Source organism: Bradyrhizobium sp. S3.7.6 (genome assembly GCF_054061875.1).
Map to the genome: position 1 here is coordinate 3,365,149 of NZ_JBSSEQ010000001.1, position 23,235 is coordinate 3,388,383.

The 23,235-nt window shown below is 58.8% G+C and carries 18 protein-coding genes; 9 read left to right on the top strand and 9 right to left on the bottom strand.

All coding sequences use genetic code 11. From position 1 onward, the window contains the following. Window positions 1-30 precede the first annotated feature (30 nt). Genes trbF through ACVJ5M_RS15945 form a run of 4 tightly spaced genes read left to right on the top strand, consistent with a single transcriptional unit; the run spans window position 31 to window position 3,199 of the window. The gene (gene trbF, locus ACVJ5M_RS15930) at window positions 31-714 is read left to right on the top strand and encodes a conjugal transfer protein TrbF (protein ID WP_231142547.1); all 684 of its coding nucleotides are present in this window, start codon (window positions 31-33) and stop codon (window positions 712-714) included. After that, entirely contained in the window at window positions 711-1,742 is a 1,032-nt protein-coding gene (gene trbG, locus ACVJ5M_RS15935) for a P-type conjugative transfer protein TrbG (RefSeq protein WP_456679349.1), read from the top strand. Before trbF ends, trbG begins: the two co-directional genes overlap by 4 nt. Continuing rightward, entirely contained in the window at window positions 1,739-2,950 is a 1,212-nt protein-coding gene (locus ACVJ5M_RS15940; protein WP_231142546.1) for a TrbI/VirB10 family protein, read from the top strand. Before trbG ends, ACVJ5M_RS15940 begins: the two co-directional genes overlap by 4 nt. 3 nt (window positions 2,951-2,953) lie before the next feature. Then, window positions 2,954-3,199 (top strand): DUF2274 domain-containing protein, encoded by a 246-nt coding sequence (locus tag ACVJ5M_RS15945; RefSeq protein WP_231142545.1) that lies wholly within the window; start codon window positions 2,954-2,956, stop codon window positions 3,197-3,199. Here ACVJ5M_RS15945 and ACVJ5M_RS15950 read toward each other — a convergent pair. The 3 genes from ACVJ5M_RS15950 to ACVJ5M_RS15960 form a co-directional block, all read right to left on the bottom strand. Then, complete coding sequence (locus tag ACVJ5M_RS15950) at window positions 3,166-4,125, bottom strand: LysR family transcriptional regulator (protein WP_283017188.1); 960 nt, start codon at window positions 4,123-4,125, stop codon at window positions 3,166-3,168. The two genes, ACVJ5M_RS15945 and ACVJ5M_RS15950, sit on opposite strands and share 34 nt — an antisense overlap. An 85-nt stretch (window positions 4,126-4,210) precedes the next feature. Continuing rightward, window positions 4,211-4,843 (bottom strand): acyl-homoserine-lactone synthase, encoded by a 633-nt coding sequence (locus tag ACVJ5M_RS15955; RefSeq protein WP_231142543.1) that lies wholly within the window; start codon window positions 4,841-4,843, stop codon window positions 4,211-4,213. A gap of 85 nt (window positions 4,844-4,928) precedes the next feature. Continuing rightward, complete coding sequence (locus ACVJ5M_RS15960) at window positions 4,929-5,657, bottom strand: LuxR family transcriptional regulator (RefSeq protein WP_283018909.1); 729 nt, start codon at window positions 5,655-5,657, stop codon at window positions 4,929-4,931. 1,168 nt (window positions 5,658-6,825) lie between these two features. Between ACVJ5M_RS15960 and ACVJ5M_RS15965 the strand changes: the two genes are divergently transcribed. Then, window positions 6,826-8,601 carry a DUF6538 domain-containing protein gene (locus ACVJ5M_RS15965; RefSeq protein ID WP_439037608.1) on the top strand — a complete coding sequence of 592 codons (1,776 nt, stop codon included), beginning with the start codon at window positions 6,826-6,828 and terminating at the stop codon, window positions 8,599-8,601. Window positions 8,602-8,773: 172 nt separating this feature from the next. After that, on the top strand, window positions 8,774-9,769 hold the full coding sequence (locus ACVJ5M_RS15970) for an ABC transporter substrate binding protein (RefSeq protein WP_439037609.1): 996 nt from the start codon (window positions 8,774-8,776) through the stop codon (window positions 9,767-9,769). Between the two features lie 193 nt (window positions 9,770-9,962). On the opposite strand, the gene ACVJ5M_RS15975 is transcribed toward ACVJ5M_RS15970, so the two are convergent. Together ACVJ5M_RS15975 and ACVJ5M_RS15980 are read right to left on the bottom strand one after the other, a co-directional pair. Next, window positions 9,963-11,798, bottom strand: coding sequence for a DEAD/DEAH box helicase family protein (locus ACVJ5M_RS15975; protein ID WP_439037610.1), 1,836 nt, complete (start codon window positions 11,796-11,798; stop codon window positions 9,963-9,965). A gap of 1,647 nt (window positions 11,799-13,445) precedes the next feature. Continuing rightward, entirely contained in the window at window positions 13,446-14,162 is a 717-nt protein-coding gene (locus ACVJ5M_RS15980; RefSeq protein ID WP_439037611.1) for a recombinase family protein, read from the bottom strand. A gap of 266 nt (window positions 14,163-14,428) precedes the next feature. Here ACVJ5M_RS15980 and ACVJ5M_RS15985 point away from each other — a divergent pair, with 266 nt between their 5' ends. Together ACVJ5M_RS15985 and ACVJ5M_RS15990 are read left to right on the top strand one after the other, a co-directional pair. Beyond that, a complete protein-coding gene (locus ACVJ5M_RS15985) occupies window positions 14,429-16,417 on the top strand; it encodes an SGNH hydrolase domain-containing protein (RefSeq protein WP_439037612.1) in 1,989 nt (662 codons plus the stop codon). Further along, complete coding sequence (locus ACVJ5M_RS15990; protein ID WP_456679350.1) at window positions 16,414-17,280, top strand: hypothetical protein; 867 nt, start codon at window positions 16,414-16,416, stop codon at window positions 17,278-17,280. The genes ACVJ5M_RS15985 and ACVJ5M_RS15990 overlap by 4 nt, the downstream gene beginning before the upstream one ends. Window positions 17,281-17,925: 645 nt before the next feature. Here the strand turns inward: ACVJ5M_RS15990 and ACVJ5M_RS15995 are convergent. Genes ACVJ5M_RS15995 through ACVJ5M_RS16005 form a run of 3 tightly spaced genes read right to left on the bottom strand, consistent with a single transcriptional unit; the run spans window position 17,926 to window position 21,109 of the window. Then, window positions 17,926-18,828 (bottom strand): efflux RND transporter periplasmic adaptor subunit, encoded by a 903-nt coding sequence (locus tag ACVJ5M_RS15995; RefSeq protein ID WP_231142541.1) that lies wholly within the window; start codon window positions 18,826-18,828, stop codon window positions 17,926-17,928. Further along, window positions 18,825-19,043, bottom strand: a complete 219-nt coding sequence (locus ACVJ5M_RS16000) for a DUF1656 domain-containing protein (protein WP_231142539.1) — start codon at window positions 19,041-19,043, stop codon at window positions 18,825-18,827. Before ACVJ5M_RS16000 ends, ACVJ5M_RS15995 begins: the two co-directional genes overlap by 4 nt. Then, window positions 19,040-21,109 carry an FUSC family protein gene (locus ACVJ5M_RS16005; RefSeq protein ID WP_283017185.1) on the bottom strand — a complete coding sequence of 690 codons (2,070 nt, stop codon included), beginning with the start codon at window positions 21,107-21,109 and terminating at the stop codon, window positions 19,040-19,042. Before ACVJ5M_RS16005 ends, ACVJ5M_RS16000 begins: the two co-directional genes overlap by 4 nt. Window positions 21,110-21,199: 90 nt before the next feature. Between ACVJ5M_RS16005 and ACVJ5M_RS16010 the strand changes: the two genes are divergently transcribed. Then, window positions 21,200-22,138: an AraC family transcriptional regulator gene (locus tag ACVJ5M_RS16010; protein WP_148754953.1), complete on the top strand. Its 939-nt coding sequence runs from the start codon at window positions 21,200-21,202 to the stop codon at window positions 22,136-22,138. Here ACVJ5M_RS16010 and ribB read toward each other — a convergent pair. Continuing rightward, a complete protein-coding gene (gene ribB / locus ACVJ5M_RS16015) occupies window positions 22,097-23,173 on the bottom strand; it encodes a 3,4-dihydroxy-2-butanone-4-phosphate synthase (RefSeq protein WP_354100421.1) in 1,077 nt (358 codons plus the stop codon). The genes ACVJ5M_RS16010 and ribB overlap by 42 nt on opposite strands. Window positions 23,174-23,235 lie beyond the last annotated feature (62 nt).

Sequence of the window (23,235 nt, forward strand, 5' to 3'; positions counted from 1 at the left end):
CGATCACTCGATCTCAGGGGGCAACTATCCATGTTCAGACGACCTTCCGTTCACTACGGGCGCATGCCCGAACCGGTCACGCCCTACCAAAAAGCAGCGCAGGTCTGGGACGAGCGCATCGGATCGGCGCGCGTGCAGGCCAAGAATTGGCGCTTCATGGCCTTTGGCTGCCTCATGCTGTCGGCCGGGCTTGCTGGTGGACTTGTTTGGCAATCGACACAGGGTTCGATCACGCCTTGGGTGGTCGAGGTCGATCGTCTCGGACAGGCCCAACGGGTTGCGCCAGCCAACATCGATTATCAGCCTACAGATGCTCAGATCGCCTATCACCTGGCGCGCTTTATCGAGGACGTCAGAGGCTTGCCGGCTGATGGTATCGTTCTGCGCCAGAACTGGCTGCGCGCATATGACTTTACGACAGACCGTGGCGCGGCCGCGCTCAACGATTTTGCGCGCAACAACGATCCCTTTGCCAGGCTGGGCAAGGCGCAGATCTCGGTCGATGTGTCGAGCGTCATCCGTGCGTCTGCGGAGAGCTTCCGGGTCGCATGGACCCAACGCATTTACGAGAACGGCTCGCTAAGTGCGACCGAGCGCTGGACCGCGATTCTCACGGTGGCAATCGAGACGCCGCGCGATGCCGAACGCCTGCGCAAGAATCCCCTTGGCGTCTACGTCCGCGCCATCAACTGGTCGAAGGAGATGGGTCAGTGATCAAGACGACGCGTGACATGTGTTCAAAAAGTCCGATCCAATACCGCAGGTTCAGCTCGAGCAGGTGCAAGCTCGCCGCTTTGAGGCGGGCCCTTTTACCAGCTCTGCTGCTTGGCACATCAGCCCTCGCAGGATGCGCCACCTACATTCCACCGGAAATCAGCTATGACGCCGCGGTCCCGCCGTTGCCAGCGCCTCCAGTGGCGCTCGACGACCGACCTCGCCCGCTTCACGTTCCACCGCTCTGGAAACCCGTTCTCGGCGGCAAGTCGGAGGCCAAGGAAGAGGCTGAACCCGTGAGCCGGGTTGAGACCGCAAATAGCGCGGCGCGAGTCGAGCCGCGCAAAAGGGGATACTTTAACGCGGCGCAGATTTACGCCTTCAGCCCAGGGGCGCTCTACCAGGTCTATGCTGCTCCCGGACAGATCACGGACATCGCGCTGGAAGAGGGAGAGCAATTGACGGGATCCGGACCGATCGCGGCCGGAGATACCGTGCGCTGGGTCGTGGGAGATACTGAGAGCGGGAGCGGTGATACCCGTCGCATCCACATCCTGGTGAAGCCAACCCGGGCCTCGATCGAAACCAATCTTGTCGTCAATACCGACCGGCGCACCTACCTGATTGAGCTCCGGTCCCGGGAGCGGCCGTACATGCCGTCTGTTGCCTGGTACTATCCGGAAACGGTTCGCGAACGCTCGCGCTCCGTCGCCCTCAGACCCGTCATTCCAGATCCAGCGCAGCGTGTCTTTTACGCGATCGACGGCGACAGTCCATCTTGGCGGCCGCTCGCAGCGTATGACGACGGCCGAAAGGTCTATATCGAATTCCCTCAAGGGATCGTCCAGGGCGAGATGCCACCGCTCTTCGTCATCGGACCCGACGGCAAGACTGAACTCGTCAACTATCGCGCCTTCGGCAACGTGCTGATCGTGGACCGGCTGTTTGCAGCCGCAGAACTGCGGCTCGGCGGTGAGCATCAGCAGAAGGTCAGAATCGTCCGGACTGACGGGAGGCCGTCGTCATGAACACGAAGAACGAAAACAGCTCTGACGGGGTCATTCCGCCGCAAACGCCGGAGCAGCATTCCAGGAGCTTCCGACTACGAGCCGAACCCCCGCGGGTCACCCGATTGTCGCGCAAGGTACTGGCGGGAGGGAGCGCGGTTGCCCTGCTGGTTATCGGCGGAGCCGTATTGTGGTCATTGCAAAGCAATCGCCCTCGCAATCAGACGACCGACGAGCTCTATAGCACCGATCATCACAATCTCGCTGACGGGATTGAGGCGCTGCCGAAGGACTATACTGGCGTTTCGCGCCAAACCGTGCCGCAACTTGGCCCGCCGCTCCCAGGCGACCTCGGTCGACCGATCCTGGCCGCTCAAGGCCAGTCGCCGACCACCGGCGGAGATCCGGAACAGCAACGCCGGGATCAAGAGAGCGAGGCGGCCCGTATCAGCCATCTGTTCGCGTCGAGCATTGGGAGAGAAGCGCGTCCGCCCGGCGCTACGGCAGCTGGAGGCGAGCACTTCGTGCCGCCGAACGCAACGAGCACCGGCGAGGATGGATCTGCAAAAAACGCGCAGGACAGAAAACTTGCCTTTGTGAACGCTTCTGTGGATCGCCGCACGGTAAGCCCTGACCGCGTCAGCAGGCCCGCTTCACCGTACGTTGTGCAGGCTGGGACGGTTATTCCAGGAGCGCTGATCACCGGGATCAGGTCAGATCTTCCCGGCCAAGTCACGGCCCAGGTGACAGAGAACTTATACGACACTCCGACAGGTCGCTTTTTGCTCGTACCTCAGGGTACGCGTCTGATCGGCATGTACGATAGTCAGGTCACCTTCGGACAGTCCCGCGTGCTGCTCGTCTGGACGCGGTTGATCATGCCGAATGGACGTTCAATCGTTCTCGAGCGGCAGCCTGGCGCTGACACCGCGGGATATGCGGGTCTCGAAGATCAGGTTGACAGTCATTGGGGCGAACTCTTCAAGGCTACGGCACTATCGACGTTTTTGGCTGTCGGGACTGAACTCGGCGCCGGGTCGGACACCAACAGCAACGACAGCGCAATCATCCAAGCATTGCGGCACGGCGCCTCGGACTCACTGAACCAGACCGGACAGCAGGTAGTTCGGCGCAGTCTCAACATCCAGCCCACGTTGACCGTGCGACCAGGTTTCCCGGTTCGCGTTGTCGTCAATCGCGACCTCATACTTGCGCCGTACGGAGGATAGGGGATGTCCAAGCTTAGAATAGGAGCGCTGCCCGACGACAAGCCCGTCAAGGTCGCCATTGAGCTTCCGGCATCAGTGCATCGAGATCTCGTCGCCTATGCGGAGGCCCTGGCACGCGAAAGTGGGCAGCGCATCGACCCGGCAAAGCTGATCGCGCCCATGCTGGCGCGCTTTATGGCCACGGACCGCGGATTTGCAAAGGCGAGACGGGCCGGTCACGCCCAGGCAGTCGGTGGCGGCGAGGGATAGCGTTCTGCCAACAGATCGAGGAAACGCTTCAGAGCCGGATTCTCATTGTCGTCGCGCCAATGGGCATAAAAGTCCACCCGGCTTGGTCCCGCTCCGTCCTGCAACTCCCTGTACACGAGGCCTGCAAAACTTGCACCAATATCCGATTCCATCACCAGGCTGAGCCCCATGCCCATACTCGTCAGACTCTTGATAATGCCGCGGCTTACGTCATGGCGCTGCACCCTGGGTCGGTCGTCGGGTAGTAGGAGTTTCGAGATCAGCAGATCCTCAAGTTCTCGTCCGGGATCATACTCGCTTACAAGAATCGTCTGGTCACGCAAATCGGTCCAATAGATGATCTCACGTGACGCGAGGCAGTGATCCTGAGGCAGCGAGATCAGGATGCGTTCGCTCCAGAGCAATAGTGATCTGGTGCCCCTTGAAGGCAGACGTCCAGGGCTAACGACAACGTCGACGGTTCCGCTACTTAGCGCAGTCATCAGACGGAAGCGAGAGCGCTCCATCGTTGCCAATTCGAGCTGTGGGAGCAGCTTCTTAAGCTCACCTATCGTCGCTCGCAAATTGCCGGTGGACATGGAGGTGAAGAAGCCGATCACAAGATGGCCAGTCTCTCCACGACCACCGGACCTCCCGGTGTCAACGAGCATGTCGACTTGTTCCAGAATCAACCGTGCGATCCGCAGAATGGCCTGTCCAGCCTGAGTAGGCTTAATTCCTCCGCTTGAACGCTCAAACAGTGAAGTACCCACGAGGTGCTCGAGTTGACCGATAGAGCGGCTGAAGGCGGTATGTTTGATTGCAAGCGCCTCCGCGGCTCGTCGAAAGCTTCCGCAATCACAAGCGACAACTGCCAGTCGAAGCTGTTGCAGGTCAATAGCTCTGGCTGCGTTCCGCCGATGATTCCTGATCTCAATATCCGTCATGTTCATAGCTCGCCAGGCAAAGCGCAAGATACGGCGTCCCCGCTCTAGGCGGGGACGCGCATATCGTTTGTTGACATGGACCGTTCTAGGCGGCCGCGAAGATTACTGGCGTCCAAAGGGCCGGTGCCGAAAGACCGCCGGCTTTACGAAGGCTGGCCAGAATATCGCGCGAAATCTCCAGGTAACCCGCCACGGCTAAGGTGTTGCCAATTGCGGAAGGATTGCCAATGCGCCGTAGGGGCCAGCCGGCTCGCCGAAGGATTCTCTCCATACGGACGTCCGTTACGGTGACGATGTCAGTGAGTTGTCGTGAGAGCCCGAACTCGACCATTCCCGCAAACAGCTCGTAAGCAGCACGAGTGATACCGTGGTCCCCTTTCGGGGCATCGGCAGCAACATCGATTGCGAATCTACTACTTTCCCAAACGAGAGGAGTTGACGGCGCCGGTCGGCCTTCAAGAAGCGCGGGGAAGGTGTCACAAAGCATGGTCAGGCCAAGTGTGGGGAGGAGGCGTACGGAACCTTGCACCTGCCCGTTGTCACATAGCTGGGTTAGGTAAGCGGGATGCAATGCATCAAAATCGTCGATCTCCATGTCGCCACTGGTTTGAACGTCCCATGCCATGCGAAGCTTGAAAACGCGATACCGTAGCCGATGCATTTCGACGAGAGTTTCGGCGAACTGGCCATACAAGGGTGGTGTGATAAGCTGAATCATAGTCCCTCCAGGTGTGTACATCGCCACCTTTGGAGCGGATCACGGATCTTAAGTCATTACCTGTAGTTGTAGGGGGGCTGCGTCCCTAATTTTGCTCTTTTCTTTTCACGGCGGCTAAGCGGGCTACCGCTTGTACAATCGTCCGAACACCGAGTTTTTTCTTCGCGCCTTCTAGGTAGAAGGCAACCGTGTTGCGCGAGATGCCGAGAATGCATCCAATCTCCCAAGCGCTCTTGCCCCGAGCTGCCCACTCCAAGCATTCGAACTCGCGCGGGGATAGGCATGCCCCCTCTATTTCGTGTGCATTTGCTAGCTTTCGCCGGGTATGAGCATGGAAATACATCGCCATTAGCTGAAGAACGCGTCCATGCGATTCAATGAACCGTTCGAATTGTGGGCGGCTCTGGTCAACGGCAAAGGTCAATGCAGCGATGGGGCCGTGGCCATCGTGAATGGGCACCGTAAAGCCAAACCGAATTCCGAATTCCGCGGCCTCTTCGAAAAGCCGATGCTGTGCTTTCGATGTGAACTTCGAGTTGAAATTAACCCCCCATCGAAAGGGCTCGGGGTTTCGAAGAGCTTCTCCGATGACGGGATCAAGCACTTGATAATTGTTTCGTAGATAGTGTGCTACCCACCGCGATGGATATGTAGAGATTAGGCGCGGTTTGCCTTTGCTTGAGTGCTGGAGGGCTAGATAGGCAAAACACGATAGGTCCAAAGCGGTCGCTGTGTCCGCCATGGCTTTGGAGAAGTCTTGAAGATCTTCTGCGGTCGCTAGGAGATCAATGAAATTTTGAAAGATGCGGTGCATCGCTGCCAAGCAAGCCGTGCATGGTGCGAGAGCAGAGATCTCGCCCAATTCGTTGATTGTGCCTACAACAAGTGACCAAAGAGCCGCGCTTCGCGGCCGGTGAAGTCAAGGCAAGACCCTCTTGTACCAAACACCACAACGTCGTGCCTCGTACAGTTTGTCTTTGCCTATTCTCATAACGCCCCCGGCATTTTGTGCCGAAATCGCAGCCGTCACCCCCAAAGCGCCGAATGTGATGCGGCTATGCAACTGGCCAGGGGCCTGCATGTGCCGGGACTCTGCGTTGACCGGCCAGGAAGGCCAGTTTGCCGACCAATCTGATCATCGACCAAGAGACTCACCGGATCATCGGCGGTGTGATCGTTTGGCCCGCAGGCTGGCGACATGATCGGAGAACCTGTCCGGCGATCGAGATGGGCGCCGATGCAATTGATATCAGCAAAACCATTCATCCGCATTCGACGTTCGGAGAAACAATAGGCCTGGCTGCCGAAGTACGAAGGTGTTTGCACGGATGTGTTGCCGGGTGCGAAGAGGTCGACCAAGCGCGCGAGCCACATCCTCGGCAGAACCCTCGGCGATTGGGAGCTCTGAATTGCAAAAGCAGGTATGGCGGCGCGGGCATTGCGAGATCTGAGCCGGGCGATGAAATGAGCTGTTCTGGACGTGCGGAGCCTGGTGATCGGGACCCTTCAAGTTTCGCGCGCGCTTTTTGGTGCAGTCGAAATCGTACCTCGCGTCAAATGCCGAAAATGGCGCTGAGAGCTGCGGACTTCAGCACAAAATGCGGTCTGATGTGCACGACAGTATTGCTGCTGAATGTCGTTCGTTAGATTTCCGCAATCGAATTCCGCATTCGGCGTTTGCGAAAGATATCCGATCTTTCGTTTCCTCCCTCTACTTGGCCCGGCGCGATCGGCGGGCCCTTTCTCAAGGTCTGGCTACATCTGGTGACGCGGCGAAACGGCGCTATTTCGCGATTCTTGCTTGCGCTTACGGTAACAAACGCTAGTTGTTTCAATGCTCCGGACCAGACTACGAATCTGAGGGTCGGGCGTTCGAATCGTTCCGGGCGCGCCAGTCGCACAAGTTCTCATTGAGAATCAAGAACTAACGCAGATACAAGCGCTTAGCTGCCGCGTGGTGGTCACAAGCGGTGGTGCTAATCGTGCGTGTATTGATGGGCGTTATCAAGGATCGACACGGGACGTACTACGCCCGGAAGACTGTGCCAGCGAAGCCAACGGAGTTGAGGAAGGCTGTCGCGCTTGAACTGGGCACAGCCAAGCCCGCGCAATCGCACTTGAAGCGCTCGCTGGGCACCAAGGATGTCCGTGACGCAAACGTCCGCGCAAAGCCTGTGCTGGCGGAGTTTGACCGCATAATTGCCAAGGCCAAAGCGCGCCTTGCAGCAACCACGGTGCCCGTAGTCAAGCGCACCAGCCTGAACGACACCGAAATCAAGCGCATGGCCGAGTACGTTTACGCAACGGCATTGAAGGAAGATGAGGCGCTAAGGTTTTCGGGCAGGCTAGAGCTAATAGGACCACATGGCGAGAATGTTAACGCGGATGCACATGGTGACATCCTACGAGATTTTCAGCAGCAGTTTGCTGTCGGGGATGTTTCTTTCGCCGAGCAGCGCGCCCAAAATGCCCTAGCTAGCTTCGGTATCACTCTGGACCAAAGCTGCACGGCCTATCACAGCCTTTGTATCGAAAGCGCCAAGGCGTTCCTCAAGGCCCTTGATGACATTGGGCTTCGCTATGCGGGTGCAGTTATTGAAACTCCGCGCCTATCTGATTCCAAAGCCTTAGACGGCCATAGAGAAGGCGGAACGCTGCAAGATGCGCTAGATGGCTGGAAGCGTCACCGGGCACGCCCCAAGCGCACCGTGGACGAGTTCGGACGCAGTGTGGATATGTTTATCCAGCTTCACGGCAACATGTCCGTAGTGGCGATTAAGAAGGCCCACGCGCTGGAGTTTCGCAAAGCTCTTCAGGACGCGCCCCGCCACCGAACTGGCGAGTTGCTGCGGGCAACGCTTCCTGCTCAGGCCGCTTGGGGCCGCGAGCACCCAGAGGCGCCAAGGATCACCGCAGCCACCATCAACAAGCAACTTGGCGCTGTGCAGTCCATCTGCATCTGGGCCAGCGAAAACGGGCTTGTGCCGGATGACACGCAGTGGACTGATCCCTTTAGCAAACTCAGGCTTCCCGAGGAGCGCTCCGAACGCACGTCATTTGAGATTGCGGAGCTTCAATCGCTGTTCAATGCGTCGGTGTTTACCGAGCACGAGTTTCCATTAGGGGCGCATGGGGCCGCTGGGTTCTGGTTACCGGTGCTGGCTCTCTTCACAGGCGCACGGCAGGCAGAGCTGGGAAGCCTCACCGCTGCTAATGTGCGGGTGGACGCTGAAACGCGAGTGCCCTTGCTCTATTTTATGACCGAGCGGGCACGGGGAAAGCGCGTGAAGACAGACGCGTCCGAGCGCGTTGTACCGGTGCATCCCGAAGTGATCCGATTGGGCTTTCTCAGCTATGTCGAGGCGCGAAGGAAGGCCGATGGCCCTGATGCTTGGTTATTTCCTTCGGTGTCGCCCGACCGTGGCCGCGCTGGTGTGCCCGCGTGGTCCCAGTGGTTCGGCCGCTATCTGCGTGCTTCAGGGGTCACGAACAGAGCCAAGGTATTCCACAGCTTCAGGCACACCGTGAAGGACGCACTACGCAGAGGCAGGGCGGACCACGAGATGCGAGAGGCATTGATTGGGCACGCACAGGCGTCCTCGGTGAGCTGGGGCTACGGCGCTAATGCGATGTTGTCGCGGTTCGGCGCTGCCGGATTGTCCGACGCTATCAACCGGATTTCCTATCCCGGCCTTGACCTGTCGCGGGTCAAGCCGCTGGCGGCACCAGTGCGTACACGCGGCGCCAAGGTAACCTAACGGCCGGGCTGGTAGGACAGATCGACTAAAGTGCGTTCGCTTTCAGAATGAAGCAGGCCAAGGTTGGCCGTCACGTCGCCTTGTGACCCGAAGTAGTCTTCAGAACAACTCACCCGACGATAAAAAGTGCTAGGGTGTTTCTCCAATACGCGCGTCCTTACAGGAGGGACATATGCGACGGCGGGACTTTATCCGGCTTGTTGGAATGTCACCCGCTTTGCCGCTAGTGGCGCGCGCTCAGCAGGGCGCGACGCGCGGCAGAGTGGCTAAGATTGGCGTGCTTTGGCATGCGGGCAGCGCCGAGGAAGAGAAGGTCTATCTGGATATCCTGACCAAGGCATTTAATGATCTTGGGTATGTCCAAGGCAAGAACGTTGTGTTCTTGCATCGATTTCCCGGCGAACAGCAGGAGCGGTTTCGTAGCCTTGCCCGAGAGCTGGTCGAAAGTAATCCCGATGTCATTGTTGCGATAACGTCGCAAGGGGCGGTTGCACTAAAGCAGACCACGAGCACAATACCCGTCGTCTTCGCTATCGCGCCAGACCCGGTGGGCACCGCACTTGTTGCTAGTCTGGCGCATCCCGGTGGAAATCTGACGGGATTATCTGTTATTGGAACCGATCTTTCCGGCAAACGTCTCAGTCTTTTGAAGGAAGCTGTCCCAAGTCTGAGCCACGTGGCGCTGCTGCATGATCGATCGTTGGACCCGGCGACCACAACAAACAATATCAAATCGTACTCGAACGCCGCCAAAGCGATGGGCCTTATGCTGCATCCAATCGACGTGCTGACGCCAGAAGTAATCGATGCAGCATTTTCAGCGGCTGTAGCTGGCGGCTGCGAGGCGACCGTCTTGTTTGGCGGTATGCTGGCGAACGAAGGAGCGCAGGTTGGCGCATCAGCGCTGGCGCATCGAATGCCAACTTTGAGTATATGGTCTGAAAAAGTGGCCTATGGTCTGCTGATGTCGTATGGGCAAGATGTATCCGAAATTATCGTCAAGACAGCTGGCTACGTCGATAAAATTCTGAAGGGCGCAAAACCGGCTGACCTTCCCGTCGAACAGCCCACGCGCTTGAAGCTGGTGATCAACCTGAAGGTCGCGAATGCCCTGGGCCTGACCGTACCACCGACATTGCTTGCCAGCGCCAACGAGGTGATCGAATAGGCGCCCCACTTCAGAGTGACTGTCACGAAGCCGGAATTGGCCATCTCGGACCTGCCGACCAACGCCCGTGATGTCCGCTCCCGGTGCTCAAACGGAAGGCAGCAGCCATGATACTGAAAGGCCGCTTGTCGTCCATCGCGTGGACAGGCCGCACGCGGGCTCCGAGGAAACCTTTGTGCTGCCTGTTTCTTGGCTACGCTGCCTTCACGAGATAGCTTTTTGATCCCCGACCGACGCCGGGAAGGTAGCTTACCTTTATCTGTCGGAGAGCCTGTGTGGCTGGGTGCTCGCTGTTGTTCAGCGTTTCGCGCAGCTTCTTCAAACTGGGAAGCTGTATCTCTCGCTGAAGAATAGACAAGGACACCGGGCCAGCGTCCTGCTTCTCCATAAAAGAGATGAGCCTGACGTGAGAGCTACCGAGACGGGGCTTCTTCTCCTTCGGGGCGTCCAATGCGAACGCCCAGTCTGTAACCTTGATCCCCGGCATATCGGCCTTGATGTCATCAAGCACCGCGTCACCAAGGGCATCTTTGGGCAGCACAATAAAGATGTCAGCAGGAGGGCAGTGGCCTTCAGCATCAATCACCTGTCGGCAGCAGATACGGTTGGCCGCTTGGATCACCGACACAGACATCTGACGCTGTTCCATCGTCCTTCGTACGTTCTTGTATTGCTTCCACTCCGGGGATTGCAGCCATTCGTCATCCTGTGCCCCTTGCAGCGCGCAGAACATGCTGGTGGCCCACGTCTGAGGAAGATAGGGCAATCCAAGGATCACCGCAGTATCGGAGTCTTGCCACGTATTCCGGCCGTCTACGGCCCCCCAGTGCCCTACTGAGCATTCCCGGAATGGCAATTTCTCGACCCAGCTCTTGCCCCCGTTCTTCGGCTTCTTCGTGATGACGGCCTCAACATCCTTGTGGACGCATAGGAATACCGAGCGCTCTGGACCTATGGCTTCTTCGAGACCCTTCTTGATGCGGGGCAGGCGCTCATTGATCCTGTCAGTCATAGTGTTCTTTCCGACGCCGCCGCCGCGAGCCACATGAAGCGTCACGCTGCTGTAGTCCCGAGCATGGCTAGGGACGGGAATCAGCCTGTGGTGCTCTTCAAATAGGTCCCAGAGGAAGTTCGCTCTAGCGGTAGCATCCAGCACCACAGGTCCGGGGGCGTCCAAGGGAACGGCTAAGGACGCTGTGTTGATCGAATGCCAATCACCTGACCGGGAGTAATAGGCGAACTGCTCAAGACACGTCTGCACGGTCGTGATGGTGTCCGCTACACGCTCGGCTAGTTGGGTTCGGTCCTTGGTACTGCTCCTGGCGTATACAATCTTATCGTAGGGCAGCGCGCTCATCGCCAAGATGAAGGGGGCGAAGTCTACAGCAGCCGGCGCTCCCCCCTCTCCCCAGATCAGAGACATGGGGCTGGCTTGGTCATCAGAGTCGGCGAAGGCAACAAGCACGCGATGTACCTGTTCAAGAACGCCAACCTGCTGTGGAAATGCGGAGCGCAATTCCGGTGGGATGAGGTTGATGACAAAGCCCAGGTTCTCGGTGGTTGCATTGCTTTCATCGACCACGTTAGCCAGCGCCTCATCGATAACAGTGAGGTGTCTGTCCCCACCACGCCAAGACACCAAGCGGTCCCAAGCTTTCCAATCGCGCCCCTTGGTCTCCCGCTTGGCTTTGATGAATGCCGTGTGGGTGATAACCACAACGTCACTCGCGTGTAGCTGCTCAGGCGTAGCGTAGCTGTCGGAATGATGCACGACAGCCACATCACGTCCTGCCAAGGTGTTAATGGTTTCCCGTATCGTGTTGGCGTCCTCCTTCAGCCGCGTAACGATGAGGATACCCACGGGCTTTAGCTGTGTGCCCTCAGCTTCGTGATTGAGGCCCGCTTGCATGGCCGCGTAGACACAGGTGCCTTGGGTTTTGCCTGTGCCGGTTGGTGGCTGTAAGATGCGCCAAGGTGATTGAACACCAGAGGCAGCTTCCACTGTTGCTAGCTGGAAGGTTTCGCCCATGATGCGCCATAGGGCCATTAGGGCTGATGATGAGTGGTGCCCTAGCCCGACAGGCCGGGGCGTGGTCCAGTGCTGGTTCATCCGCTGGGCGAACTCAATAGGGCAGACAAGGGCGAGAGCGTGCTGATCCCGAAGAAGGGTGGTGGTAGAAGTCATAGGGCGTGGTGTTCCTTATGGACACGACAAGCCGATCGGTGCCCTTGGGGAGCAACCGGAGGTGGGCTTGTGAATGGGATTAGGGGATTCGCGGTGGTCGAACGGCGCTTGCCGCGCCTGAATACGACCTTTGATGAAAAGCACCCCTCGAAAGCCCTAATAAGAAAGACATTAGAGGGTTCAGGGGGTTCTTTATGGACGGAGGCAGAAATGTTTCAGAGCGTAATGGTGACGATTGCGCTTCTGAAGGGAAAGGGACATATCGTCGATTTTCACCTGTAGATTATCGACTAACCCAGCACAGAGCGCAGATTGCAGAAGCTTATTAGCCAGTAATTGATTGCTGCTGTTATCTCCCTCCGCTGTTTTCTAACTAGCTTCTGCCAGCAAGCTCATCGAGCACACCTTCAGCAGTGCCTGTGGCCAACTGTAGGACCGACATGGGCGGCAGCCTTGTGTATTTCATGATGGTAGCTAGCGCTGATAGCTTGGACCGTGTCCCTGTAGGTCCCAAGGCCAGCTTGAAGGCTTCTCGGAGTGCGGCCTCAGCCATTCCAGCTTCTGTGTCTGGGACAGGGACGCTAGACTGAGCTACTGTCTCTGGAAGCACCCCAGCCGCCTTTAGGGTCTGGATGCTCTTATCGGCCTGTGCTTCAGCTACGGCCCATAGGCGCTGAGCCTCTTCTTTTCTCATTCCGTTTGGGATGCCTGTCCGGGTAAAGCGCTCAGGGTCAGCTTTGCGGAGTTCCTCTCTTCTGCTGTCTCGCTCAGCCATTTTTGCCAGGTATTTAGGGTCCTGCCACTTAGCCTTCATGGCCGCTGAATGAGACGGGGGGTGCTTAGTCTTACCCCTTGGTAGTCGAGCCATTGTGTTCTCTCTGTTGCTTTCTTGAGCCGCTGAGGCGCGGCTGAGTGCTGTGTGTGGTTACTGATTTTGGGCAAGCGTCACCTCACAGCGAACCCGTGTTGGGTGGCCGTGATGGTCGGTGATCTATGTCCTGTTGGGCTGTGTACTTATTGAGAGGGCGCCACGATGGATGCCGTTTCTCTGATACGTAGGTACGTTGATCGGCTAAGTGTTTGAAGCTGGTGGCTTTCAGCCGAAATAATGCGCTTCTCTATAGCGTGCGAACGTTTGTCAGCTAAGTGCTTGAGGCTGTTGCTTTCAGCCGGATTGATACGCTTCCTCTATACGTAAGCACGTTTGCCAGCTAAGCCGCTGGATTCATTAGGGACCGGGGCCCAATACGGTACTTCCAGAGAAGCACACCGCCCTGTTTAGCTGAGCAGGGGCCTTGGCCTTTAGCCCGAGCTTTTTGAAGGCGGGGCCCCAGTAGCGATAAGCCAAAGGGTCCCATGCCCGGACGGAGTCCCTTGTGCGCAAGGTCGGCCCCGCTTTCTCTTATGAGTGCGGGCGTTTGTCGGCTAAGCGTTTGAATTTGTTGCATTCAGCCGAAATTATACACTGTGGGGCCTGTGCCCCCGTTCTGCTTAGGCGCGCTCAAGGATGTTTGCGATTGACTGCGCGTACCAACGTCCGCCGCGCGCCGTAGGGATACCGCGCGCATTCAATGCCTCTGCCACCTGCCTGAGCGTGCTCGCACCTGCCTTCTGTGCCTCGCGGATGATTGGCAGGACATTCGCCGCGTAGCGGTCAGCTTCGGCCTTCACGGCCTCCACGGCGCTCTTGCGGGCCACGTTGAGCTTAGGGTTGCCCAGCGTCACCCCACGGGCCTTAGCCGCCGAAAGGGCTTGCCGGGTGCGTGCGGAGATCAGGGAGCGCTCCTTCTCCGCCAGTGCAGCGAACAGGTGCAGCACGAACGGGTCAACGTCGGGGCCAAGCTCAGCGACCACAAAGGGCACCTTGTGGGCCATGAGGCCGGAGATGAAGTGAACGTCACGGCTGAGACGGTCCAGCTTAGCTACAGCGACCTGGCACCTGAGCTTCTTTGCGGCAGCGAGTGCCGCCTTTAGCTGTGGGCGGCGGTCCAGAGCATCAGCGCCCTTGCCGGTCTCCACCTCTACGAATTCGCGCACTACCGTGAACCCCTCAGCCTGAGCGAAGTGAGCGAGGGTTTGCCGCTGCGCTTCTATGCCTAATCCTGAGCGGCCCTGTTGGGAAGTCGAGACGCGGATGTAGGTGATTAAGGTGCGTTCGGTCGTCACAGTGGGCCTCCAAAGGCGTCTGTCAAAGACCTTATTGAGCATTTAGGTTTTAGACAATCCCCGTTCGGGAATCCCAGCGATTCCGTTTTGCATAGCTCTGGCGGGCTGCGAGCCTTAGCAATCCGCTACTTGTCTAGGTTGTGCTGTGCCGTCTATGGTCCCCCACCAGCATTCGCAAAGGGCCGGGGGGCCTCACATTGTCTTATTCGCTTGACGGTGCTCAGCCGCATGTGCGGCGGGGTGCGTCGTTACCCGTCCGATTTGACGGGCGTAGTTCGTCGTTTGGATTTGGCCCGCTGTCTCCTCGAATGGTGAGTGCAGGTGGCGATGCCTTCCGGCTAGATATTAACGCGCTCCGGGCGCTTTCAGTGGTGGCTGTCGTTGGCTACCACTTCCAAATATCGGGGTTCGCCGGAGGATTTGTCGGCGTCGATGTCTTCCTGGTGATAACCGGGTACCTGATGACGGGCAAAGTGTTGACCGACCTCACTTTGGGTCGTTTTTCATTCCGTGACTTCAGCATCATGCGAATACGCCGCATCTATCCTGCGCTTGCGGTTATGACCGCTTCGTCGGTCGTTGCTGGCTGGTTCGTGACCTTGCCACGCGAATACTTGAAGCACCTGCTGCAGGCGTTGTCCGCGCTGACATTCGTGTCGAATTTTGCTTTCGACAGCGACAACGGCTATTTCGCCATGGCGGCCCAGACCAAGCCGCTCTTGCACACTTGGTCTCTTTCGGTGGAGTGGCAGTTCTACATCTGGATGCCTTTGGTCGTATCGCTGATCTGGCGTTTCGCTTCCGGCTCGAAGTCTAAAATCAGCACAGTGATGATTGCGCTTCAGGTCGTCGCTGTCCTCTCCTTGGCGTGGTGTTTGTGGGAGACCCAAAGGGATGCGATGGGCTCTTCCTTTTTCTCCTTGCGTGCCCGAGCTTGGGAACCTTTGGCCGGTGGATTGATCGCTGCCGCAGAAATCAGGCGACGATCCAACGGTGCTTCCAAGATTCCGTGGCTGGAAACTGGGATAGTCGCCACCGTGGGCTGGGCGTTGGTCGCGGTTTGTATCGTCTATCCGCTCCCCGAATCGCGATGGCCGGGCGTTCTTACAGTCCTGCCGATTCTGGGCGCGGCAATGATAGTCAGGGCGCGGCAGTGGACCGGGGAAGCGAGCTTGCTCGGGATGTCTGCCATTCAGCGGTTAGGCGATTGGTCCTACTCACTTTACCTTTGGCATTGGCCGATTTGGGTCTTCGCACTAGGGTGGCTGTCCTTGCGAGGGTATGGCGTAGACGCCACGCAAAAGGTGCTAATGGTTTTGGCGTCGCTGGCGCTCAGCATCGTTTCGTATCGTTGCGTGGAGCAGCCAATCAGAATGCGACGGGACTTCTGGACGCCGCGAAGGCTTCTGACGAGTTCTGGCGCAGCGTTCGCTCTGTTGCTCGGCTTCATCGCGCTGGCTTCCTTGACCAATGGTTTCCCAAACCGGTTGCCGGATTACCTGTTGCCAGCCGAGCTGGCGAGAAGGACCAACACACCTCGCGACGAGTGTTTCAGGAACGCCAACTCCACAAAGCGGGCGGCCGAGACCTATTGCAGTTTCGGTAGCGCGGAGGTCGCCGGAAAGCCTTCCGTAATGCTGTGGGGAGATTCGTTTGCTAACCAGTACCTTGAGCCAATTTCTTCGGCTGCGCTTGCCAACGGAATCCATGGATTGATCGCAACCCAGAGCGCGTGCAGGCCCTTCCTTGACGATCCTGTTAGAAACTCTGCAGATCAGCAGCCGTGCCGGGATTTCAACCGCAGCACGCTGGACTACGTGCTGAACCACACTGAGCCAAGCATCGTTGTCGTTGGCGGTAATTGGGGAAATGCTCTTGAGGTCTCCTCGCTGGCTGACCGACTGCTTTCCTCCGGCAAGACCGTTGTGCTGATCATGCCGCTACTCAATATTGGCTTCGACCTGCCACAGCGATGGATTGAGAAACAGGTCCGCGTTGGGGGAGCCATCGGTGAATGGAGGGTGGACGCCGATCCTAGTCTGACGATGAGCGGCTTCCGAGCCGAAATCGCTCAAAACCTCCACGAGCACTGGGACAATCCGCGACTGGTTATGGTGGATCCCCAATCGGTGGTCTGCGAGCAAAACCAATGTTTTCTCGTCAGGAACGGGCAGGCCAATTTCCGCGATACAGCCCACATTTCCAATGTCAACGCGATCCAATTCAGAGGCCTATTCGATGGTGCCTTTGGGTCGGCCCTCCGCGCTGAGAGTAAAGCAGATAAGAAATTAGATTGAGTTGGAAGATCAGGCGTATGGATAATCGGGGGCTTACGTTCATCTATGTCGAGTACGGGGATCTTGAGCGTCTTTTCTTGGAGTTGCGATATAGCTTGACAACCTTGCTATACTTGCAATTTCATCGCCCCGTAGAGGTTGTTGTTTATACGGACAAGCCAAGTCGCTACTTGGATCTGCCTGTTAGGATCGTCAACATCTCACAGAAAATTACAGAGTTCTCTCGCAATGGTCTCTATCATCATCGCATCAAGCCTTGCGTTCTCTTGGAAGAAATGAGGAACAATCCGAATTTCTGTGTCATGATCGACACGGACACATTCTTCCAAGAGGGCTTCTTCGAAAAGCTCTGGTCGGCGCTAAGTGAAGGATCGATTGCCGTGGACCGTTTTCACGGACGTAATCCGTTCCGCGCCATTTCGGGATTTCGCACAAATCTGCCTAATGCTGGACCTTACGAATACGACACAAAACGATCTGTTGAGTATAATAGCGGGCTAACTGCAGTCGACCCAGCAAGGCATATTCCGATTCTGAAAGATGCCATAGCTTTGACCGATGCCATGCTTGATCATGGCGCGAGGCTACTCACAATCGAGCAAATCGCATTGTCCGAATGTCTGCGTATCCACGGAATTTCCGTGGCCACGATGTATCCGGTTTTCAGGCACTATTATCGCGTTGCTCACAAGCGTTACATGCAATCTCAGCTTCGATGCTGGGCCGCCGGACAGAGAACAGGCTTTGAGCCGCAGCCGCCAACGATCCAGTATTCCCGCTTTCGCGTTCGGTACTTTCGAATTGCGGCTAGACTCAAGGCGATGTTCGGCAAAGACGTGGAAGCACAAATGAGGTGGAGATAAATTCATTGCCCAACCGATGCGTCTTCGGTGCAACTAAAACTTCCATGATGTGACCGGCTCATGAAGCACGTAAAGCAGAAGCGTTTGCAACGTGCCGTTAGCTCCCTCTCAAAAGAGGACGCTGCTAAAGGCTTGACGATGAGTTATCGGATTGAGCGAGCGGCCCGACGGACCATGTACGTTGCAATAGTCGTTGGGAGTTTGGCGGTCCTGGCATCGATCTATGGAATCGTGTTCCCGGTACGTCTTGCATGGCGTGGGGACAAGATTTCTGCAGTTAGGCCAGAAATTCGCCTTCTGCTTTGGGAAAACGCACAACCAACGGTCTCGATGGCGGGATTGCCTTCGAGTACATGTATCAGGATCAACAATCTAAGCCTCTAGGCTCGTTCATGCTCGTGAAGAGCGATTGCAAAGCGGGATGAAAGGGAGCAGTGCACCGGGGAGCTGTTGGCTGCGCTGGATGCCTGCTGTGCCGCGCCTTGTCGGTGGTCACAAGTGGTGGTACAAACCCGGCGGCAGTCGCGCTGATTTGTACTGATTTTTCAATGTGAAGGCTGTGCATCGGTCGCCTCGTTCCGCGCGCGCCATTCGGCTTTGTTTTCATTAGATTTTCTTGGCGCCGGCTGAGCGCGTTACCGAGCGTTACCGTAAAACGCCCATGGTGTTTGGCGGTGCGTTGCGGTTTCCAACATTGACTTGCACCGTCGCAGTCGTTCCGACGATCAGGCGATCGACATCTTTGCGCGGGATGCGGACCCGAACCGGAATGCGCTGGGCGAGCCTGACCCAGGAGAACGATGGATTGACGCTGGCGAGCAGGCTGGACCCCAAACTTCGATCGCGGTCCTCGATTCCGCCAGCGATACTCTCGACCCGACCGCTCAGCGTCGCTCCGCTCATCAGCTTCACGTCAACGGCGTCACCGAGGTGGATCCGCGGGATCTTGGTCTCCTCGAAATAGCCTTCGACACGCACGGTGTCGATGTCGATCAGCGCCATGATGCCGCGCCCCGCGGCGAGATAGGTGCCGGGCCGTAAATCGAAATTGGTCACGCGGCCGTTCGCGGGTGCCCGGATTTCGGATCGATCGAGATCGAGCTGCGCGATCTGAAGGTCGGCCACGGCCTGACCATAAAGCGCCTTGGCTTGCAAATCCGTAGCGCGGATCGTCTCGCGCTGTTGCTGCGACACGACACCTTCGCTCAGCTTCTCGTATCGTACGCGGTCGCTCGCTGCCTTCTCCGCGGCGGCTTCGCGGTTGGCCAGAGACGCCTCTGCTTGTTGGACGGCGAGGCGGAAACGGTCGGGATTCAGCCGCAGCAAAATATCGCCCTTGCGGACGACCTGATTGTCCCGGACCAGCACCTCGTCGACCAGCCCGGAGACATCGGCGGCAACGGCGATGATGTCGGCGCGGACGCGGCCGTCCCGTGTCCATGGCGCCGCCTCATAATGCTCCCACATGCCGATGCCGACCGGTGCCGCGACGCTCACCATCAGGACAGTGAGCATCATGCGGGGAAACATCGAACTCATCGTTGTCATAGCGGCAGCTTTCCCAGAACAGCGTAGAAGATCTTGGTCAGAATGACGAAGACGGCGAAGTCGAGCAGCGCGGGGTGCCACGCATACCTTCGAATATCGACGCCGATGAATTTGCGGTTGGCCGCGGAGGCGATAAAGCAGGCCGCGAGCGCACAAGCACAGGCCAGCGCAAACGTCGGAACGTAGACGCCGGCAATGGCGATTTCTTCGTTCATGGCATGGCCTTGCTGGACAAAGCATGAGCATCCGGAAACATCGTCCGACGCAGGCCGATCAGCGCGAGCGTTCGCTGCTGGCAGGCGGTCGTGTCTTTGCGCGTGTCGCACAGCGCGTTGTCGATCGCGGCCAGAAGGGCGCGCGCAACGTCAGGCTTCAGTTTCGCGTTGCCGCGGGCCAGCCAGCGGAATGCCTGCGACAGCATCGGCAGAAGCTGCTGGAGGCCAGGGTCGCTGCGCGCGTCCTCGTGCACTGCGGCTTGCCTGAGCGCGAGCAGATCGAGGCCGATTTGCAGCGCGGCCAAAGGACGGGCTTCCACCGCGATGTCCGTCGTCGCGCCAGCCAGCCGAGGGATCACCAGGCCGAATCGATCAAGCATGATGCTGGTCCATCTGGCGCGGCTCATCGGCCGCCGTGCAGCAGCCAGCCTCGCCAGATCGGACCAGCCGTGGCGCAGCAGACGCTGCGCCGCTCCCGATGCTGACAGTGAACGCAGCAATCGAATTGCGATGAACGCTGTGAGAAGTCCGATCATCGCAGCCGCATTGCTATTGATGAATAGAGCGAAGTCGGCGCTGAATTTGTTCTGGAGGTCGAGCGCGCTGATCAGTCCGAGACCGAGCGCCAGCGCCTTGATGAAATGCCGGGGATTGGCCTGCAGATAGCCGATCACCAGAAAGGTCGGCGCCAGCGAGAACACCAGCATCGGAAAGCCGGTGATGGCCGGGAAGATCACGAACAGGTAGATCGCGGCGATCGGCAGGCAGGCCAGCGTCCAGAGCGCGTAGGAAATCAGCGTTGGCGCGGGATCGTCGAGGCTGCTGTAGAGTGCCGCGGCGATGGCGGCGATTTGCGTGGCGACGCCGCCTTCCGGCCAGGCCGTCGTGATCCAGACCGTGCAGCAGCCGAGCACGGCGACGCCAAGAGCCACGACCGACAGAACGGCAAGGCCGGGATCGCTGTGCAGGCGTCGCCTCACGTGTCGATCCCGCAGGCCAGCTTGGCTCCAAATGGCAGGGTGAGCACCGCTGTGCAATGCGCGCGACAGGTTTCGCGCGGCAGCCAGCGCTTCGATCAGCGTGGCCAATCTGGCCGCGGTTCCGGCCTCGATCAGCCGATCCCATTCGCTGCGATCGTTGCAACAGGTCGCTTCGAACGATGTGCACTTTCTGATCAGTTCGTCGGAAGTGGCCGGTGATCGCTCCGGCGCACGTGTCCAGTCGGCGAGTTCAGACAGCAGGTGGTTCAACTCGGCCGAGCGCCGCTCTCCCAAGGCGGCGAGTCCGTCCTCCACCGACAGCAGCATCGGCAAGACCAATGCGAGCTGGTCCTGCACGGCACCGATGGCGCGCAGGTCCGGCTTGCTCGCGGCGGTGTCGTAGCGCAGGTGCGTCGACAGGATCTCGATTTGCGTGATGTCCGCAGCGAGCTTCCAGCGCCCCGTATTCGGTGCCTTGTCGACGCGCGCGCAGAGCACATCGGTGGTCCGGGCGAAGGCGTCCGACAATGCGGCGCAGAGGGATTTCAGCACAGGAGTAGTGACGTCGCGCGGGAACAGCAGGGTGTGCACCAGGGTCGCACAGCCGATGCCGAGCAGGATCTCCTCGACACGCGACAGCGCGGTCACAAATACCATCGCCGGAACGTTGACGCTCGAGAACGCGATTGTCGTCGCGGTGTAGCCTGCCAGCAGGAAAGCATAGCTGCGCGGCGTGCGGTCCTGCAAGGAGATATAGAGGCAGAGTCCGGCCCATGCGGTAACGGCAACCGACAATAACGCGGGTTGATCGACCAGGATCGGGACCAGCGCCAGCGCCGCGCAGGCGCCCAGCAATGTCCCGACAAAGCGGTAGACGGCGCGTGACCGAACCGCGCCGGCGAACGGCTGTGCGGTCAGATAGACCGTGAGCATCGCCCAATACGGCCGCTCCAATCCGAGCCGGAAGGCAAAATAGATCGCGAGCATTGCCGCGATGAAGGAGTTCGCCGAGAACAGCGCCCATTTCGGATCGAGCCGGCCGGGCGCTGCTGCTGCGAGAAGCCGAGACAGAAATGGTGAAGGCATGATGTGATCGTCCGTGAAGCACGGAGACCATAGGCGTTGCTGCGTCGAGAGAATTTCGTTATTCTGCCAATTAATTGCTAAAGGATGACAATGCGCGGCACGCTCTATCAGCACTATCGGCGGTTCGATCCTGACATTTTGGACCGTCCGATCGTGGCCGGCATGGTGGATACCCGGGAGCAGGAGGACGAACTGCCGGTTCATATCCATCGCAAGGGACAGCTCGTCCTCGCCCAGCGCGGCGGTGTGACGTGCGAAGTGCCGAGCGGCCTGTGGATGGTCCCGCCGCGCTGCGGCGTCTGGATTCCCGGCGGTATGCCCCACAGCAATCGCGTCAGCGGCAACGCCAGCCTGCTGTTTCTCTATGTGGACATGGATGCGGCGAGCGTGCCGCAGGAATGCTGCACGCTGTCGATCTCACCGCTGTTGCACGAGCTGATCCATCGGATGGCGACGCTGCCCCCGCTCTACGATCCCGACGGCCCGCCCGCGCAGATCGCCGCGGTGCTCCTCAACGAGTTGATCGCCATGCCGACCGAACGGCTGCATCTTCCGATCACGCGGAGTTCGAAACTGCGTATGATCGCCGATGCCTTGATGGACAATCCGGCCGACCGTAGGACCGTGGCGGAGTGGGCGCAAGCCGTCGCGCTCGGCGAGCGGACGCTGATGCGCATTGTGCTCGCCGAGACCGGCATGACCTTCAGTCGCTGGCGTCAGCAGCTTCAGATCATCGTCGCCATCCAGAAATTGTCTGCTGGCAACACGGTTCAGTCCGTGTCCGAGGCGCTCGGCTACGAGTCGGTGAGTGCGTTCATCACCATGTTCAAGAAGGCGCTTGGCAAATCGCCGGCGCGCTACTTCTCCGAGCGCGAGGCCGGCCAAGCTGGCCCGGGGGAGACCTGCCGCGAGACGAACTGCAAGCTTCGCCGGATGCCTGAGGTGCGGGACGCGCTCAATGGACTTTCGCAACGCGGATGGCTGGAGTTAGAGCGCTTCGTTTCGGACGATCTCGATGCCGAAGCCTGACAGTCCCTTGAAGTGATGCGTCGACGACGTGAGGTGACGGATGGAGCTGATCTTGAGATCCCGCAGGATCTGGGCGCCGACGCCGATCTCGCGCCATTGCCGATTACGGTCGTCTTCGCGCGAACTGATCGGGCCTAGCGGCGCAGGCGGAACGCCCGCCGCGCCGTCGCGCAGATAGACGAGCACGCCGCTGCCATTATCCTTGAAGCGTTGCAGAATGACGTTCATCTTGGCCTGTTCCTGACCCGAGAACAAATCGCGCAGGATGTTGGGTTTGTAGAAGCGCGTAAGGACGTTGGTGCCGTCGCCCAGTTCTCCGTAGATATAGGCGACGTGATGAATGGGGTCGAACGGCGAGCGATACGAATAGCCCTGGAGCGGGCCGATCGGGCTCTCCGCCGTGACGCTCGAGACGCGCTCGATCAGCGTCTCGCGGGCCTGCCGGAAGCTGATGAGGTCTGCGATGGTGACCTGTTTCAGCTTGTGCTTGTCGGCGAACGCCGCGACTTGCGGACCCTTCATCACCGAGCCATCGTCGTTCATCAGTTCGCTGATGACGCCGACCGGCTCGAGACCTGCCAGTCTGCACAGGTCGACGGCGGCCTCGGTGTGACCCGAGCGCATGAGTACGCCCCCTTCTTTTGCGATCAGCGGGAAGACGTGTCCCGGCCGGCAAAAATCGCCGGCGCCAGCGTTGGGGTTGGCGAGTGCACGGCAGCACGAGGCCCGCTCTTCGGCCGAGATGCCCGTACCGTTATCCGGCCGGTAGTCCACTGACACGGTGAACGCCGTGGTGTGAGCCGAGTCGTTGTCGACAACCATCGGGTCAAGCCGCAGGCGTCTCGCGTCTTCGAGGGTAATCGGAGCGCAGACGATTCCCGATGTATGGCGAATGATGAAGGCCATCTTCTCAGCGGTACACCGCGAGGCGGCAACGACGAGGTCCCCTTCGCCCTCGCGATCGTCGTCGTCGGTGACCACGACGATTTCGCCGCCGGCGAACGCCTGCAGGGCCGCTTCGATCAATCCCATCATCTCGGTCGCTCTGCTCGCTAGAACCGACGGGTGCTCGCGTTGGGTCTTGTGCGGATTGTCAG